The organism is Streptomyces sp. NPDC047130 (genome assembly GCF_040643475.1).
Classification (GTDB): Bacteria; Actinomycetota; Actinomycetes; order Streptomycetales; family Streptomycetaceae; genus Streptomyces.
Genome location: NZ_JBEYUK010000037.1, coordinates 1 through 15,509, shown reverse-complemented (window position 1 = coordinate 15,509; position 15,509 = coordinate 1). Strand labels below are relative to the sequence as shown.

The 15,509-nt window shown below is 76.9% G+C and carries 16 protein-coding genes; 11 read left to right on the top strand and 5 right to left on the bottom strand.

Annotated elements, in window-relative coordinates; all coding sequences use genetic code 11:
* The first annotated feature begins 48 nt into the window (after positions 1 to 48).
* The 5 genes from ABZ836_RS28300 (at position 49) to ABZ836_RS28280 (ending at position 4,778) form a co-directional block, all read left to right on the top strand.
* Positions 49 to 561, top strand: a complete 513-nt coding sequence (locus ABZ836_RS28300) for a CrcB family protein (RefSeq protein WP_356134947.1) — start codon at positions 49 to 51, stop codon at positions 559 to 561.
* Positions 558 to 932, top strand: a complete 375-nt coding sequence (locus ABZ836_RS28295; protein ID WP_356134949.1) for a CrcB family protein — start codon at positions 558 to 560, stop codon at positions 930 to 932. Before ABZ836_RS28300 ends, ABZ836_RS28295 begins: the two co-directional genes overlap by 4 nt.
* Entirely contained in the window at positions 926 to 2,875 is a 1,950-nt protein-coding gene (locus tag ABZ836_RS28290; RefSeq protein WP_361146812.1) for an FUSC family protein, read from the top strand. Before ABZ836_RS28295 ends, ABZ836_RS28290 begins: the two co-directional genes overlap by 7 nt.
* A gap of 177 nt (positions 2,876 to 3,052) precedes the next feature.
* A complete protein-coding gene (locus ABZ836_RS28285) occupies positions 3,053 to 3,709 on the top strand; it encodes a hypothetical protein (RefSeq protein WP_361146809.1) in 657 nt (218 codons plus the stop codon).
* 157 nt (positions 3,710 to 3,866) lie between these two features.
* Positions 3,867 to 4,778, top strand: coding sequence for a hypothetical protein (locus tag ABZ836_RS28280; RefSeq protein WP_361146806.1), 912 nt, complete (start codon positions 3,867 to 3,869; stop codon positions 4,776 to 4,778).
* Positions 4,779 to 4,823: 45 nt separating this feature from the next.
* On the opposite strand, the gene ABZ836_RS28275 is transcribed toward ABZ836_RS28280, so the two are convergent.
* The 3 genes from ABZ836_RS28275 to ABZ836_RS28265 all read right to left on the bottom strand — a co-directional run bounded on the left by ABZ836_RS28275 (position 4,824) and on the right by ABZ836_RS28265 (position 5,997).
* A complete protein-coding gene (locus ABZ836_RS28275; protein WP_356135113.1) occupies positions 4,824 to 5,198 on the bottom strand; it encodes a helix-turn-helix domain-containing protein in 375 nt (124 codons plus the stop codon).
* 71 nt (positions 5,199 to 5,269) lie between these two features.
* Positions 5,270 to 5,533, bottom strand: coding sequence for a hypothetical protein (locus tag ABZ836_RS28270; RefSeq protein WP_356134957.1), 264 nt, complete (start codon positions 5,531 to 5,533; stop codon positions 5,270 to 5,272).
* A gap of 59 nt (positions 5,534 to 5,592) precedes the next feature.
* Complete coding sequence (locus tag ABZ836_RS28265) at positions 5,593 to 5,997, bottom strand: hypothetical protein (RefSeq protein ID WP_356135132.1); 405 nt, start codon at positions 5,995 to 5,997, stop codon at positions 5,593 to 5,595.
* Between the two features lie 218 nt (positions 5,998 to 6,215).
* On the opposite strand from ABZ836_RS28265, the gene ABZ836_RS28260 reads away from it, so the two are divergent.
* Positions 6,216 to 6,443 (top strand): hypothetical protein, encoded by a 228-nt coding sequence (locus tag ABZ836_RS28260; protein WP_356134959.1) that lies wholly within the window; start codon positions 6,216 to 6,218, stop codon positions 6,441 to 6,443.
* A 357-nt stretch (positions 6,444 to 6,800) separates the two neighbouring features.
* A complete protein-coding gene (locus ABZ836_RS28255; protein WP_361146802.1) occupies positions 6,801 to 7,463 on the top strand; it encodes a hypothetical protein in 663 nt (220 codons plus the stop codon).
* Positions 7,464 to 7,603: 140 nt separating this feature from the next.
* Here ABZ836_RS28255 and ABZ836_RS28250 read toward each other — a convergent pair whose 3' ends face one another.
* Positions 7,604 to 8,521, bottom strand: a complete 918-nt coding sequence (locus ABZ836_RS28250) for a nucleotidyl transferase AbiEii/AbiGii toxin family protein (RefSeq protein ID WP_356134963.1) — start codon at positions 8,519 to 8,521, stop codon at positions 7,604 to 7,606.
* A gap of 263 nt (positions 8,522 to 8,784) precedes the next feature.
* Here ABZ836_RS28250 and ABZ836_RS28245 point away from each other — a divergent pair, with 263 nt between their 5' ends.
* The gene (locus ABZ836_RS28245; protein WP_356134965.1) at positions 8,785 to 11,655 is read left to right on the top strand and encodes an AAA family ATPase; all 2,871 of its coding nucleotides are present in this window, start codon (positions 8,785 to 8,787) and stop codon (positions 11,653 to 11,655) included.
* A gap of 301 nt (positions 11,656 to 11,956) precedes the next feature.
* Here ABZ836_RS28245 and ABZ836_RS28240 read toward each other — a convergent pair whose 3' ends face one another.
* Entirely contained in the window at positions 11,957 to 13,009 is a 1,053-nt protein-coding gene (locus ABZ836_RS28240) for a PRC and DUF2382 domain-containing protein (protein WP_356134967.1), read from the bottom strand.
* Positions 13,010 to 13,212: 203 nt separating this feature from the next.
* Between ABZ836_RS28240 and ABZ836_RS28235 the strand changes: the two genes are divergently transcribed.
* The 3 genes from ABZ836_RS28235 (at position 13,213) to ABZ836_RS28225 (ending at position 15,375) form a co-directional block, all read left to right on the top strand.
* Complete coding sequence (locus ABZ836_RS28235; RefSeq protein WP_361146882.1) at positions 13,213 to 14,082, top strand: polysaccharide pyruvyl transferase family protein; 870 nt, start codon at positions 13,213 to 13,215, stop codon at positions 14,080 to 14,082.
* 147 nt (positions 14,083 to 14,229) lie between these two features.
* Complete coding sequence (locus ABZ836_RS28230; RefSeq protein ID WP_361146879.1) at positions 14,230 to 14,619, top strand: DUF6153 family protein; 390 nt, start codon at positions 14,230 to 14,232, stop codon at positions 14,617 to 14,619.
* Between the two features lie 120 nt (positions 14,620 to 14,739).
* Positions 14,740 to 15,375, top strand: coding sequence for a DUF305 domain-containing protein (locus tag ABZ836_RS28225; RefSeq protein ID WP_361146797.1), 636 nt, complete (start codon positions 14,740 to 14,742; stop codon positions 15,373 to 15,375).
* The last annotated feature ends 134 nt before the right edge of the window (positions 15,376 to 15,509 follow it).

The window sequence follows — 15,509 nt, the reverse complement described above, 5'->3', positions numbered from 1 at the left end:
CGGTCGCTGTCGGCGGCTGACTTGGCGCCGACCGCCTAGGGTGACCATATGTGGCATTTCGGCGGATTTTCCCGCCACGCGCACCCGGATCACACGAACGGCCCGCAATGGCCGGTGATCGCGGTCGTGGCGGTCGGCGGCGCGGTGGGCGCCGCACTGCGTCTCGGCGCGTCCACCGTGTGGCAGAACGGCAGCGACGCCCGGCTGGTCTGGCGGACCGGCGCGGCAGCCTTCCCGTGGACGACCCTGCTGGTCAACGTCGTCGGATGCTTCCTGATGGGCGTTCTGACGGTGGCGTTGAAGGAACGGTTCACGCACGCGCCCCGGCTGCTGAACCCGATGCTGGGCACCGGCGTCCTCGGAGGCTTCACCACGTTCTCCTCCTACACGGACGACGCACGGCGCCTGTTCGAGAACGGTCAGCCGGGCTACGCCCTGTGCTACATCGTGCTGACGGTGGCGGCGGCCCTGGCGGGCGTCGCGCTGGGCGCGGCGCTGACCCGTGCCGTACTGGCCCCCCGTCAGGGCCGGGCCGCCGGACCGGGGAGCGACCGCCGATGAACCATCTGCCGCTCGTGCTGCTGGGCGGAGCCGTCGGCGCGGTCGCCCGTTACCTGATCGCGGCCGTCGCGGGCAGGCGTCCCGGCGGTGCCTTCCACTGGGGAACGTTCCTCGCCAACATGGCCGCCTGCCTGCTCCTCGGGTTTCTGGTCGAGGCGGGCGGCGAGGACGCGCTCGGTCCGACCGGCCAGGCGCTGCTGGCGACGGGCTTCTGCGGTGCGCTGTCCACCTGGTCGACGTTCTCCAACGAGGTGATGTCCATGGCGGACGGCAGGCGGGTGGCGGGGGCCGCCGGATACCTCCTGGTGACGGTCGCGGCCGGCCTCGGGCTGTCCTTCGCGGGCGCGGGGCTAGCCGCGGCCGTGTGGTGATCGCGGCCGTCACCCGTCCGGCGGACCGGTGGCGCCGGGCCCTGTCCCGGCTCGACCGGGCCCGCGGGGTCAGGGCCCTGGTGGCCTTCGGCCTCTCGGTCGGACTGGTGACGGCGGGAGCGGGGATCCACAACGGCGTCTTCGCCGCCATGGGCTGCTACGTCGACGCCTACGGCGCCCGCGATCCCTATCCCCGGCGCGGTCCCCTGCTCGTCGTCCTGTCCGCCGGGTTCGCCGTCGCCTTCCTGGCGGGTTCCCTCGCCGCCGGGCAGGTGTGGGCGATGGTGGGGGTCCTCTCCCTGTTCGCGGCCGGCGCCACGCTGCTCGTCGGTGCGCTGCACCTGAGCGGGCCGGGCAGCTACTTCGTGGTGCTGGTGGCCGCGCTGACGGCCTTTCTGCCGCCGGTGGGCATCGCCGACACGGCGGTCCGGATGGGCTTCCTGCTGTTCGGAGCGGCCGTCTCCTGGCTGACCATCATGTCGGGCTGGATCCCGCGCCCGCACGGGCCGGAGGACGGCGCCGTGGCCGCCGCACTGCGCTCCGTGGCGGCCTACGCGCAGGCGGCGGCCGTGGCGGACCGGGGTGAGGGGCCGGCGGCCGCGCCGCGCGAGGCGTACCAGGCGGTCCACGGCGGCTGGTCGGCCGTGCAGGACTCCCGCGGTCTGCGCGGCGGCGCGCTCCCGCCGCGCCTGCTGGAGCTGTACGCCCTCATGCTCCGGCTGGAGACGGTGCTCGACGCGGTGACGGACGCGGCGGAGCGTGAGGACGGGCGGGTACCGGCCGACTGGGCCCCGGCGCTGCGCGAGGCGGCGGCCGCGGTCGCCGGCGGACGGGTGCCGCGGCGGTGGCCCTCCGTGGTGGACGCGGAAGCGGCGGGGGCCGCGCCGCCGCTTCCGGGCCGCGGCACGGCACTGCCGCCCGACCTGCTGCGCGCGGCGCGCGGTCTCTGGCCGAGACCCCTGCCGACGGGGGACCGGGTGCGCGCCGAGCTGGGCGACGTGCTGTCCCCCGCCTCACCCGCGCCGTTCCTGGCGCTGCGCGTGGGGCTCGCCGTCGCGGCGGGAACGGCCCTGGGCGCCCTGCTGCCGCTCCTGCATCCGGCCTGGGTGGCGCTGGGAGCGGCCGCCGCCCTGCAGGGCGCCGCTCAGCAGCCCGTCCGGCGTTCGTGGGGCCGCCTGACCGGCACGGTGGCCGGGGCCGCGCTCACCGCCGTCGTGTGCCACTTCTTCGAACCCGGCGTCCGGGCGACCGTGGTGACCGCCACCGTGGTCCACGCGGCGGCCCGGGCCGTGCCCGCCGGCGCCATGTTCACCCGGATGCTGCTCAACACCCCGGTGGCGCTGCTGCTGGTGGCGGCCGTCCTGCCGGCGGGGACGAGCGTGGCGGAGCTCGCCCTCTACCGCATGCTCGACCTCGCTCTGGGACTCGCCGTGGGCCTGACCGCGGCCGTCCTGCTGCCCCGGGTGCCGGTGCGGCGGGTGTGCGAGGCCGTCTCCCGCGCCGTCGCCGCGGCCGGGGCCGCCGTGGGCTCGCGGCTGCGCACGGGGGCCGCCGACCCCGGGGTGGAGGGCGTCGCCTGGCGGCGCATGGACGACCTGTGGACCGTGCACGCCTCGGTGCCCGCCGAGGAGCTCCGCCCGACCGGCACGGCGGACCGGCTGTGGCCGACCGTGCTGGCGGTGCGCCGCCTGCTCGTTCCCCGCCTCCTGGGCGGCGGGCCCCGACCGCCGAGCCCGGCCGACGGCGCGCGGGTCGGCGCCTACCTGGAGCGGGCGGCGCTCGCCGCCCGCCGAGGGCTGCCCGGGTCGCCCGGTGTCCGGTCGGCGCTCCCCGACCGGCCGCCCGTGGTCCTCGCCGGGCACGGGCCGGACCTCCACCGGCGGCTGGAGGCGCTCCGGCGGGCGCTGCGGGGCGACGAGCCTGCCGGCGGGCCCGGGACCTGACCGGCAGGGCCGCCCGCCGCGCTCACCCGCCTGCCGCACCCGGCGTGCGCTGCTCCGCGCGGGAGGGCATGGTGGGGCTGCGTCGGCGGCGGCCACGTGCGGCGGCATGCCTCGCACGGGGACCCGGCCCGGGTCCGCCACGCCGAGAACCCATGTCGCGGGCCGGTGGGAGGACCGATGCACGACAAGCCGTTGAGCAGGCTGACCGGGAGACTGCGGGACCGCCGGCGGAGCGGTGCGCGGACGGCCCACGGTGATACCGGCCCCGACGCGTTCGGGCTGGACGAGGACAAGGTCGGGGGATTCACCGCCGGGACGCTGGGGCCGGAGGACGAGGCGAGGCTGGCGGAGGAGGTGGCCGCCCTCCTGCCGCTGCGCTGGTCCCTGTCCCCGCGTGCCGAGGAACGGTTGAGCCAGGTGAACGACCGCGTGGGCGGGGACCGACGGCTGTTGGAGTGGCTGGACGGTCATCCCGGGCTTCCCCGGCTGACGGCACGGCTCCTCGTACTCGCCGAGAACCTCGACCACTTCGGCGAGAACACCGCCGTGGTCGACGCGGTGCGCGCCCGGCGGGGCCGGTCGCCGTTGCCGGAGGAGTTGCGGGGCGTCCTGCCGCCCGGCACCGACGAGGAGACCCTGCCCGACATCGCCCAGCGCGTCGAGGAGTTGCTCGGGGAGCGTCGCCCCCAGGACGCGGCACGGCTCGCCCTGGCCACGACCGACTGGCTCCGGGGCGTCGCCCGGGACGCGGCGCCGGACTCCCCGGAGGTCACCGGGATGAGCGAGCTGATGGCTCATCTCCACACCGACATCGCCCAGGCGTCCGCGCCCTGACGCCGGGGCCGCGCGCCCTCCGTCACCCGCCCGGCGCCGCCGCGCCGGTCGTGGCGGCCGGCCGGTGGCGCGGCCGGACCACGGAGAACAGAGAGAGCCGGCCGCGGCCCACGGGCGCCGGGCCGTCGTCGTTCCGTCCCAGGACCAGGAGGCACTGGTGAGCACACCCCGTCCGTCCATGCCGGCCGAGAGCCGCACGCCCCCGCCGGCCCGGGTCTCCCGACGGCCGGCCGCCGAGGGCCCGGCCGTGCGCACGACCCGCCTCCTCGCGGTCTCCCTCGCGGCCGGGGCCCTGTGCGCCTCCGCGGCCTGTTCCGGCGGGGCGGGCACCGAGTCCCGCACCGCTGCCGGGCCGGGCGAGCGTCCGGCGGTCGCGGCGACCACCACGCCCGCGTCCCCGTCGCCGTCCCCCGCCCTGACCGAGGAGGGCGCGCGCCGGGCGCTGATCACCGAGGCGGACATCGAGGACGCCTGGAACCGGGTCGAGCCGGCGACCGCGCGGGCGTGGCGCGACCGCATGCTCCTCGGCAAGGTCGACGCCGCCCGGTTCCTCACCGGGAAGTCGGACGTCCCGGAGTGCCGGCGTCTGGTCGACGCGCTCTTCGACGAGACGCTGCTGGGCCGTCCCTCGGGCGCGTCGGCGCTGACCGGCTTCGAGCAGGACGACTCGCGGCTGCTCTACCAGGTCGCCGCCTACCGGAACACCGACCTCGACGCGTCGATGCGGTGGCTGCGGTCGCTCCCGCAGAGCTGCGACAGCTTCACCCTGACCGGCGACGGCGGCGGAGAACGGACCGTCGAGGTGGTGGAGACGGCACTGCCCGACGAGGGCGACGCCCGCCAGGGACTGACGGTGACGGTGCGGGGCGACGACGGCGGGGAACCGGCCACCCTCACCCTGGGGGTGGCGGTGGTCCGGATCGGCGCGAACGCCATCACGATCACCCAGGGCGGCCTGGACGGTGTCGAGGAGAGCACCACCCGGTCGGCGGTGCGGCAGGGCGCACAGCGGCTCGAGGACGTCCTCGCCGGCCGCACGCCCTCGGCCGACCCTTCGGTCTTCGACTGACCGGCCGGCCTCCGGCGGACGGCGGAAGGGCGGCGGCCGCTCCGCTCAGCCGGCCTGGTCCGGGCCCGTCCCCCCGTCGCTCCGCCTGCCGCCGGCGCGCTCCGAGGCCAGCTCCGCCTGCGCCCGGTTGAGGTAGTTGTAGACGGTGAACCGGCTGACGCCGAGGGCGCTCGCCACCGTCTCGACGCCGTGCCGGACGGCGAAGGCGCCACGGGCCTCCAGGGTGCGGACGGCCTCCTGCTTGGCCCTGCGGTCGAGCTCGGCGAGGGGCCTGCCCGCGGTGCGTTCCATGGCGGCCAGGACGTGGTCCAGCGAGTCGGCGAGCTGCGGCAGCCGCACGGCGACGGCGTCGGCGCCGCCCCAGCGCAGCACCACGTCGTCCGCCCCGGCCTCCCCCGGGGGAAGCAGCACGGCGCCCATGGCGTCGGCCAGCGGCCGCACCGCGGCGACGAACTCCTCGCGCCCGCCCTCGGCGGCGCCCTCCGCGGCGCTCACCCGGCGTCCCGCCCGTCGTCGTCCACCACGCTGACCTGGAACGTCACCCGCGTGGCCCCCGCCTCCAGCGACCGGCGCAGCACGGCGTCGACCGCCGTCAGCACGGCCGGGGATCGGCCCTCGGCGGTGGTGCCGAAGGGGCCGACGTCGACGGAGTCCAGCCCGTCCGCCGTCTCCACGGCCTCCCGGGCCGCGACGGCGTGCCCGGGCACCTCGTCGAGGTCGAAGGGCTCGGTCGTGAACTCCACCCGCAAACGCATTCCTGCCCCCAGCGCACCTGAGCACCGGGCCGCCTCCGCCGCGCGGCCCGGCGGCGACTCTAACGGACGGCCACCGGCGGGCGGATCGGCGGGCGGGGGCTGTCGGCCGGACGCGGTCGCAGCGAGTGGAGCAACTCCGGCTGCGAGGTCACCGACGGCCGGGCCCACCCGGAGTTCGCCCCGGAGCTCACGGGACGCGGGCCCGTCGGGGGCCCGACGGTCGACCCGTACGACCGCACCGGCCCGGTCGGCGAGGACGACGAGTGCGGGGCGTACGACCGCGTCTGACCGACCGCGTCCGGCCGACCGCGTCCGGCCGGTTCGCCGCGCGCCTCCTGCTCCCTCAGGCGCGCGGTGACCATCCGGGCCCTCGCGGAGGGCTCCTTGGGCGCCTCGCCCGCGGTCCCGTCGGCGCTCTCCCGCAGGAACCGGGCCAGTTCCTCGTCGGACAGGTGCTCGGACACGGTCCATCCCCCTCCCTGGCCGCCTCGCTCACGGCAACCGAAGAGCCGAAGCGGCAGGGTTGGGGACCGCCCCCGGCGCGGCGGCAGGGGGGCACGGGGTACGCCGCGCCCCCGGGTGCTCCCCGGGTACTCGTCCCGCCCGGCCAGGGGTGCTCCCCGGGTACTCGTCCCGCCCGCCCCGGGGTGCGGACGGGTCCGCCCCGCCGCAGCCTGGGAGCATGAACCGACCCGACATCGTGGTGCACCCGCCGGGGCTCGACGGCTCCCGCCGGGTCACCCTCGGCGACGAGACGCTGGGCCTCGCCTCCCACCTGGACGACGTCCGCGAGATCCTCCGGCTGGCCGACCTCGACGTGGGCGACGTGGAGTCCGGCGAGGGCGTCGACTGGCAGGGCGGGGGGCCCGGGGAGTGGCCCGGGCTGGAGGATCACCCCAACCTCAAATGAAGCTCAGAGAACGCGCCGGGCCCTTCAACCGCCTTGCCGCCGAGGCGCATGGTGGTCCGCACGGGGTCCGCCGGCACGGGGGCGGCGGACCCTGTTCCCGGCCACGGGGGAGCCGGAGGGAACACGGGGGAACGCGCCGGGGGCTTCGGGGGAGGCTCCGGCGCGCACGCCGGGTGCGGCGGGGATGCCCGCGGCGGCCGCCACCCGAGGAGGGCACGGCCGACTTCCAGGGCCCGGAACCCGACTCCTGCGGTACGGAATCGTCGAAACATCGCCGAAAGCCCGTCAAGGGACGGACAGCGGACCGCCCGCAGGAGCACCATGGGATGTCCGACCGCAACACGCCCTGGAGTGGCCATGTCCGAAAAGGTTCCGGTGCGTTGCCCGGCCTGCCGGCGGGAGCACGTCTACCGGGTACCGGCGTTCCCCTGCGTCTGCGGCACGCCGGTGGCCCCTGCGCTGGACGTCTCGGCCGAACCCACCCAGCTGACCCGGCGCGTGTGGCACGAGAGCTGGGTGACGGTGCCCTGCCCGACCTGCTCGCTGCGCACCCAGTGGCCGTGGCCGGAACTCGGCTGCCCCTGCGGGGTCGTCCTCCGGCTCCCGGTGCTCACCCCGGGCGCCACGGGAGCCCCTTCGGCGGGCCGACCCGCCTTCCAGCCGGTGACCATCCGCACGCCGCTGGACGCGGTCACCGCGGCGGCGCTCTACCTGCGGTGGCTGGGCCACCAGGACGTGCGCCGGTCCGACCGGCGGCCGCCGTCCGGCGTCGGCCTGGCGGCGCCCGGGCTGATCGCCCATGTCGACCCGGGGCCTCGGGTCTCCTCCACCCGGGAGGTGGAGTGTCTGTGGCTGACCGCGATGAGCGAGTCGGCGCTGGGCGTCCACTTCTCGCTGGCCGGCTACGACCCGGCGGCCATGGAGCTGGCCGAGCGGCTGGTCACGCCGCTCTTCGTGCTGGACCGCACGGGCACCCCGCAGGCCGTGAACGACGCCGCGGACGCGATGGCCGAGGGCTGACCCGCCACCCGCCCACGGCGGCGGCACCCGCGGCGTGCCGAGGCGATCCGCGTACCGGGAGCGGGGCCGAGGGCGGGAGCGGGAACGGGAGCGGGACCGGGAGCGAGGGCGGGAACGGGAGCGGGACCGGGGCGGTCGGCTCACGGGAAGAGCGCCGCGGCCAGGCGCGACATCCACCCCGGCGGCGTCCCCGGCTCGACGGGCCACGCGGCCACGGCCTCGGCGGACAGCGGCTCCGGCACGACCTTGCGGATCAGCACGCCGTCGACGGCGCCCCGCTCGGCCAGCAGCATCGAGTCGTACACGTCCTTGCCGCGCACGAATCCCCGCTCGGCGTGGTCCAGCCGCATCCACTTGAGCTTCCACGCCAGGGAGAGCCCGGGGCTCGCGGTGCGCACCGGGACGGGGCTCCGGCCGCCGCCGCGCGGGACCGGCGTCCACACCGGGGAATCGGGCATCACCTCGTCCCGCGAGAAGTCCAACTGCACCGTGCCGGACGGCAGTCCGTCGGCGTGCCAGGGCACCAGCAGGCGGACGCCCGGCCGGCCGACGTAGGCGTAGGCCCAACTCCGGTCCTGCCGGGCCCCGTCGGCGTCGAGGACCACGCCGCCGCCCACCGAGGGCTCCTGCCGTATCCGGTCCAACAGGTCGTGGTACGGCGGGGCTTCGGGGTCCACCGGGCCCGGGTCCCACTCGGCCACCCAGCGCAGCCCTTCCGGCGCGACCAGGGGGCGCCGCCCGAACGTGCCGAACTCCTCGTCCCGCCACATCTCGTAGCGGGCGGCGCCGTCGGCGGCTTCCGGCCACTGCTGGACCACGTCCAGTTCGTCGACGTACGGGAAGGGGTCCAGCCGGTCCACCTGGCCCTGGTCCTCCAGGACCACCCAGTCCAGGTCGGCGGGTTCCCGGGCGGCCTCCCCCAGCCAGGCGGGCAGGGTGGCGCTGCCCCGCAGCACCAGTGCGTCGCTCCACGGCGCGTCGGCGATCAGCCACAGCAGGCGGTCCAGTGCCGCCCGGTGCGCCTCGGCCCGTCCCGCCTGCCGCTTCGGTCTCTCCACGGCGGTGAGACTAGCCGCCGGTCCCGACACCGCTCTTCCCGCGACACTCTCGACACCGGCTTTTTCCACGGCAGTTGACGTGGTCTTCCAGGATCGCCGCCGTGGTCGAAAGCGGCCCGGATCCGCCTTTTCCTTTTCCCTTCCCCGAATGACACTTCGGCCGTCGGAAGGCGTGGGAGAAGGGCCGGTCGCGTTCCGCCCGATAAGCCGGTGCCCCTTGCCTACTATTGGCCAGGACACGACATGCGAGAGGAGCGGTGACCGTGCCCCACGACGTCCAGGACCCAGCCGACCACCGCTCCGGCCGGACGAACGAGCAGGTCGTCGGCCGGGAGGATCTGCTCGCCGACGCCCGGCGCAAACTCGGCCAGGGCGGGGGCGTCCTGCTCCACGGACCGGCCGGAATCGGGAAATCGACGGTCCTGCGGGCACTGGTGGCCGAATACGCCGGAAAGTCACGGACGGTGCTGCGCTGTTCGGCGACGGAGTCGGAATCCCATCTCCCGTTCCTGGCCATCGCCGATCTCCTCGGCCCCCATCTCGACCGGGTCGCCGACCGGCTGCCGCCCACCCAGCGCACCGCGCTGGAGGCCGCGCTCACCGGGCACGGCGGGACGGCGCTGCAGCCGGACGGGCAACACGGGCTGGCCCTGCGGCTGGCCGTGCTGGCCGCCTTCCGCGCGCTGGCCGCCGACGGGCCGGTCCTGGTGGTCGCGGACGACCTGCAGTGGCTGGACCGCGCCAGCACCGAACTCCTGGGCTTCGCCGCCCGCCGGAGCAACGGCACCCGGGTGCGGATGCTGTGCGCGTTGCGCACCGGGACGCCCGACGGGCCGGACGTCAACGTCTACCTGCGCGGGCTGCCCCACGACTCGGAGGCGCTGCGGGTTGCCCCGCTGGACCGCGCGCACATCTCCGCCCTGCTCGCCCGCCGCGGCCTGACGGGGCTGCCCCGTTCCACCGTGCGCGCCATCGGGGCGGCCAGCGACGGCAACCCGATGTTCGCGCTGGAACTGGGCCGCGCCCTCGCGGAGAGCCCGACGCCGCCCCGGCCGGGGGAGCCGCTGCCGGTGCCGACCTCGCTGCGGGCCCTGCTCCTCGGGCGGCTGGACCGGCTGCCCGCCGGGACCCGGCGCACCCTGCTGGTGGCCGCCGCCGGCGCCCGCCCCACCCTGGAGCTGCTGCGCGCGGCGGGCCGTGCCGATGCCGAGGAGGACGTCGCCCGGGCCTGCGCGCTCGGGGTGCTGGTCGCCGACCCGGAGAACCAGACGGTCCGGTTCACCCACCCTCTGGTGCCGTCCGCGCTCTACGCCGCGGCCGACGGCCCCGAGCGGCGGGCGGTGCACGCGGCGCTCTCCCGCGCGGCCCTCGACCCGATCGAACGCGCCCGGCACCTCGCGCTCGCCACCGCCGGAGCCGATCCGGAGGTCGCCGCCCGGCTCTCCGAGGCGGCCGGACTCGCCCGTGACCGGGGCGCGCCCTCGGTGGCGGCCTCGCTGGGCCTGCTGGCCGCGCGCCACACCCCGGAGCCCGCCCCGCACTCCCCCGGCGCCGACTCCCCCGACGCCCACCGGCTGCGCGCCGCCGAGGACGCTCTGACGGCGGGCGAGGCCGACCTGGCCCGCGACATCGCCCACGACGTGCTGGGCCGCGCCACCGGGGCGGCCGAACGGGTCCGGGCGTGGACGGTGGTGATCGACGCGGCCGGGCAGGCGATGACCGAGGTGGACGCCGTCTTCCCGCAGGCGCTGGCGGACGCGGGCGACGATCCGCGTCTGCTCGGCCTGGTCCACCACCGGCTGGCCTGGCAGGCACTGCTGGTCGAGGGCGACAGCCGCCGCGCCCACCAGGAGGCGGCACGCGCCGCCCGGCTCGCCGCCGCGGGCGGGGACCGCCGCACCGAGCTGCTCTCGCTGGCCTTCCAGGCCCACATGGAGGTGCTGCGCGGCCATCCGGACGCCCCCGCCACCATCGCGCGGGCGCTGCAGGAGGCTCCGCAGGACGAGGCGGTGGCCTGCGACCACAACGGCGCGGGCGCGGTGCACTGCCGCTGGATGGTGATGGGCGACCGCCTGGACGAGGCGCGGACCACCGTCACCGCCCTGCTGCGGGGCGCGCGGCGGCGCGGCATGGTCGAGGCGGAGGTGCAGTACCTGCGGCTGCTGGCGGAGACCGAGTTGCGCTCCGGGCACTGCGGACGCGCCGTCGACCTGGCGCGGGAGTCGCTGCGGCTGGCCCGGGACACCGGGATCGGCGAGGCCGCCGCCGGAGCGCTGGCCGCCCGCGCGGAGGCGTCCGGCGGCGACCCGGTGCCGGCCGAGGAGCTGGCCCGGGAGGCGGTGCGGGCGGCGGAGCGCGACGGCGACCACCTCTTCCTCGCGCACGCCCTCTCCGCGCTGGGTCACGTCCGGCTGACCACGGGCGACCACGCCGGGGCGGTGGAGGCGCTGAGCCGGGTACGGGTGCTCGAGCGGCGGGTGGGCATCGACGACCCGGCCGACGGGCGCTGGCACGGCGACCTCGCGGAGGCCCTGGTGCGCACCGGGGAGACCGCGGAGGCGCGGCGTCTCGTGGCGGAGACCCGGGTGCGCGCGGAGCGGCTGGGCCGGGAGGGCGTGCTGGGGGTGCTGGACCGGGCCGAGGCGCTGGTGCTGGCGGCCGAGGGCGACCACGCCGGGGCGGAGCGGCTGCTGGCCCGGTCCCGGGAGCGGTTCGCCCGGCTGGGGCGGCGGCTGTCCGAGGGGCGCACGCTGCTGGCGCTGGCCGAGGTGCGGACCCTGCGCGGAGCGAGCGGGGCGGAGCCGCGGGAGGAGGCGCTGCGGCTGTTCCGGCGGTGCCGGGCCCTGCCCTGGCTGCGGCGGGCCGAGTCGGCCGCGCAGGCGGCTCCGGTCCCGCCGGCCGCGCCCGCGGCTCCCGCCGTTCCGGCCGCCGGGGGCGGGGCGGCGGTCCTGCAGGGGCTCGCGGCGATGGAACGGCAGGTCGCCGGACTGGTGATGGAGGGGGCCACCAACCGGGAGATCGCGGGGCGGCTCTTCGTCAGCGTGAAGACGGTCGAGGCGACCCTGACCCGCGTGTACCGCAAGCTGGGGATCCGCTCCCGCGTCGACATCGTCCGCCTGGCCGCCGGAGGCTGACGTCACCTCCCGAGGCCGACGTCACTGCCGGAGGCCGACGTCGCGGTCGGAGGCCGACGCCGCCGCCGGACGGTGACCTCGCCCCCGGAGGCTCACCCGCCGCCGGGGCCGGTCCTCCGCCACGGGACGGGGGCGGGCCGAGAGGGAAAACCCTCGGTCCGCCCCCGCAGGGCAGTCCCTCATGTGCGCCGGGTGGGCATCCTCCTAGGCTGACCTTGACCCCAAGGGGCCGAAGACGGGGGGGCGTTGCGGACGACCACGAGCGAACCGCAGCGCCCCCCATCCACGTGCGGAAGGACGGTCACCTTCCCTTCCGGTGCCGGCCGCGTCCACCGCTCTCGCCGAAGTCGCCGGCGTCCACGCCGGACGAGGACTCCATGCCGGGGGCGTCGAAGCCCTCCGTCTCGATCCGCTCCTTGCGGACCCGGCCGGTGACGGTCTTGTTCTGGACGCGCTCCTCCGTGGTGAGCCGCACCCGCTCGACCGGGACCACCTCGGTCTCGACCACGGGCTGCTCGGCGTGGAGCGTCACCTCGTACTCGGCCTCCTTCAGCGGCTGTCCGGAGAGCGCCGAGGAACGGTTGGCCTCGGTGATCGGCTCGCGGACGACGCGGACCTCCTCGTACCGCAGCGGAACGCTCTGCTGCACCTCTTCGGTGTCGACGTACTTGTGCAGCCTGGCCCGGCCGCTCTCCTGACGTTCGACCCGGACGTGCATGCGCTCCTCGGAACGCGTCATGGCGTTCTCGGCCGTCTCCTGGCCGACGTCGCCGGCGCCGGAACGCGCGCGGGCCTCGGAGGCCTTGCCCCGGCCCTCCATCCCCGCGGTGCGGCCCTCCGCGCCGGTGCCGCCCGCGTAGGCCCGGCCCTCGTCGGCGTCCCCGGCCTTGCGGCCCCGTGCGGACGCCTTGCCGGCGATGCCTCCGGCCACACCCCCGGCCGCCCCGGCCGTGCCCGCGTCCATGCCGGTCCGGCCGGACGTGGAGGCCTGGCCCTTGCCCTCGCCCTGGCCCGTGGACTGCTGCCAGGACTCGTTCCAGTCGACGCCGTAGTAGTCGTACAGGCGGTGCTCCTCCTCGCGGGAGAGGTGACCGCCGCTGTCGACCACGACGTCGGGGGCGTCCTTGACCTTGTCCTTGGTGTACGGCACCTCGAGGTGGTCCTCCACCAGCGTGGCGTCGCGGATCGGGACGAACGTCTCGCTGCCGCCGAAGAGGCCGGTCTTGACGCTCACCCACTCCGGGCGGCCGGTCGCGTCGTCGAGGAAGACGTGCTTGGCCTCGCCGATCTTCGCGCCCGTGCCGTCGTACACCGGATGGTCGAGGACGGCGGGGATCTGGTCTCGGGTGATCATTTCATCACCCTCCTTCCACACTCGGCTCGCCCAACGGGTAGACCCGGACAAAAGCAGTGAAACGGTCTTTTGCGCATCAATTCACCGGGGCGTGTGCGCGTGAGGCGGTGCGGAACGGGGACCCGGATCGCACTGTGGACACGAGCGACGACAGCGCGTGCACCGCCCCGTCGGCGGACGGCGGGGCGGTGCGGCGGATCCTGGTGACCGGGTGGTTCGGCTTCCTGCACGGGGAGGCCACCGCCGGGGACGTGCTGGCCCTGGAACGGGTCCGTCAGGTCCTCGACGGGGCGGGCCTGCCGTACGACGTGGCCTGGAGCCCCGGCTTCCGGCCCGGGGAGCTCTCGCCGGGGTCGGCGGACCCGGCTGCCTACTCCCACCTGGTCTTCGTCTGCGGCCCGCTCCACGGGTGGCAGATCGAGCAGCTCCACCGGCGGTTCGCCGGGTGCGTGCGGGTGGCGGTCGGGGTTTCGGTGATCGATCCGTCCTCGGCGGCGGTGCGCGGCTTCCACCGGGTGCTGGCGCGGGACTCCGGCGGGGTCGCCGCCCCCGACCTGGCGGCACGGGCACCGGCCGCCTCCCCGGTGCCGGTCGTGGGGGTGGTGCTCACCCACGGGCAGCAGGAGTACGGCGGGCGGCGGCTGCACGAGGCGGTGGGCGCGACGGTGACCGACTGGCTGGGCGGCACGGACTGCGCGCGGGTGGAGCTGGAGACGCGGCTGGACACCCGGGACTGGCGGCTCGCGGCGACGCCCGGGCAGCTGGAGTCGCTGCTGCGGCGGCTCGACGTGGTGGTCACGACGCGGCTGCACGGGCTGGTGCTGGGTCTGCGGGCCGGGGTGCCGGTGCTCGCGGTGGACCCCGTGGCCGGGGGCGCGAAGGTCTCGGCGCAGGGGCGGGTGTGGGGGTGGCCGGCGGTGGTGCCGGGCGAGCACGTGTCCGAGGACGCGCTCGAGCGGTGGCTCCACTGGTGCCTGGGCGCGGAGGCCCGCGCCGCCGCCTCCGCCGTCGCCGCCGCCACCCCCCGCGACCCCGCCGACACCCTCCTGGCCGCCCTCCACCACGGAAGCTGAGCCGCACCCCGCCACCGCCCGGCCCGCCCCACGGGCCCGGGCCCCCCGCGACCGCACCCCACGGCCGACCGACCACCACCCGGGCGACCGCCCGGCCCACCAGCCCCGCCGTGGAGCCGGAGGGGCGACGCGTACGATGGCGCCGTGATCGGCAGGCCTGGGGGACCGCGGCGCCGCCCCACGGGGTGGCTGTTCGCGCTGCTCGTGCCGGCCGTCCTCGCCGGGCTCCTGGGGATGCACGGCCTGGCTCCCGGCGGCGCGGTGACCCCGCCGCACGGGGCCCGCACCGCGCACGCGCCCGCGGCGACCGCCGGGGCCCACGCGTGCCCGGACACCGGCGGCGGGCACGGACACCTGGCCCACGCGGACGACCTGTGCGCCGCGGCCGGCGTGGGGTCCGCGTACGCGCCGCCCCCGCTCGCGGACGCCGGCCCCGCCGCCGTGGCGGCCTCCCCGGCCGTCACCCCCGCTCCCGCGTCGGCCACACCCGCCCGCGCCCCGCCCGACCTGGCGGAACTGCAACTCCTGCGCATCTAGAGCGGCCCGCACGGCACCCGCGCACGCATACCCCCCGGGGGTTGCGTCGGCGTGCCGTGCCGCTGCCGTACCCGCTTCGCACACAGCACCGGAACTCTCCGCAGGAGGAGTCGCACAGCCATGCTCGACAACCGTTCACTGACCCGCCGCACCACCGCCCTGGTCACCGCCGGGGCCGCCGCCCTGGTCCTCGCGGCCTGCGGCGCCGACCAGGGCTCCGCCGGCCACGACGGCCACTCCCCCGCCTCGGCACCCGCCCCGTCGCCCACCTCGGCGCCCGCCTCCCCCGGCGCGCCGAACGCCGCCGACCGGGCCTTCACCACGGGGATGATCCCCCACCACCGCCAGGCCGTGGAGATGGCCGACCTGGCGCCCGGCCGGGCCGGGTCGGCGGAGGTGAAGGACCTCGCCGCGCAGATCCAGAAGGCGCAGGGCCCGGAGATCACCACCCTGACCGGCTGGCTGGAGGCGTGGGGCGAGGAGGTGCCGGGCGAGGACGCCACGCACCACTCGGCGCACGGGTCCGGCGGGATGATGTCCGCCGAGGACATGGAGGAGCTGCGCGCGGCCTCCGGCGCCGCGTTCGACGAGGCGTTCCTGCGGATGATGATCGAACACCACGAGGGCGCCGTCGCCATGGCCGAGGAGGAACTGGCCGACGGATCCCACGGCCCGGCCCGGCGGATGGCCGAGGACATCGTCGCCTCGCAGTCCGCGGAGATCGACCGGATGCGGGAGCTCCTCGGACGCGACTGACCCCCGCCCGGGGACGAACCCGGTGGGGCGGGCGCCGCGGTCCCGCATCCCGTCCGCGGTGCGGTCCTCGGCGATGCCGACGGCGACCCGGTCGACCGCGGCCAGCAGGCCGCCGAACACCAGCGCCACGACGA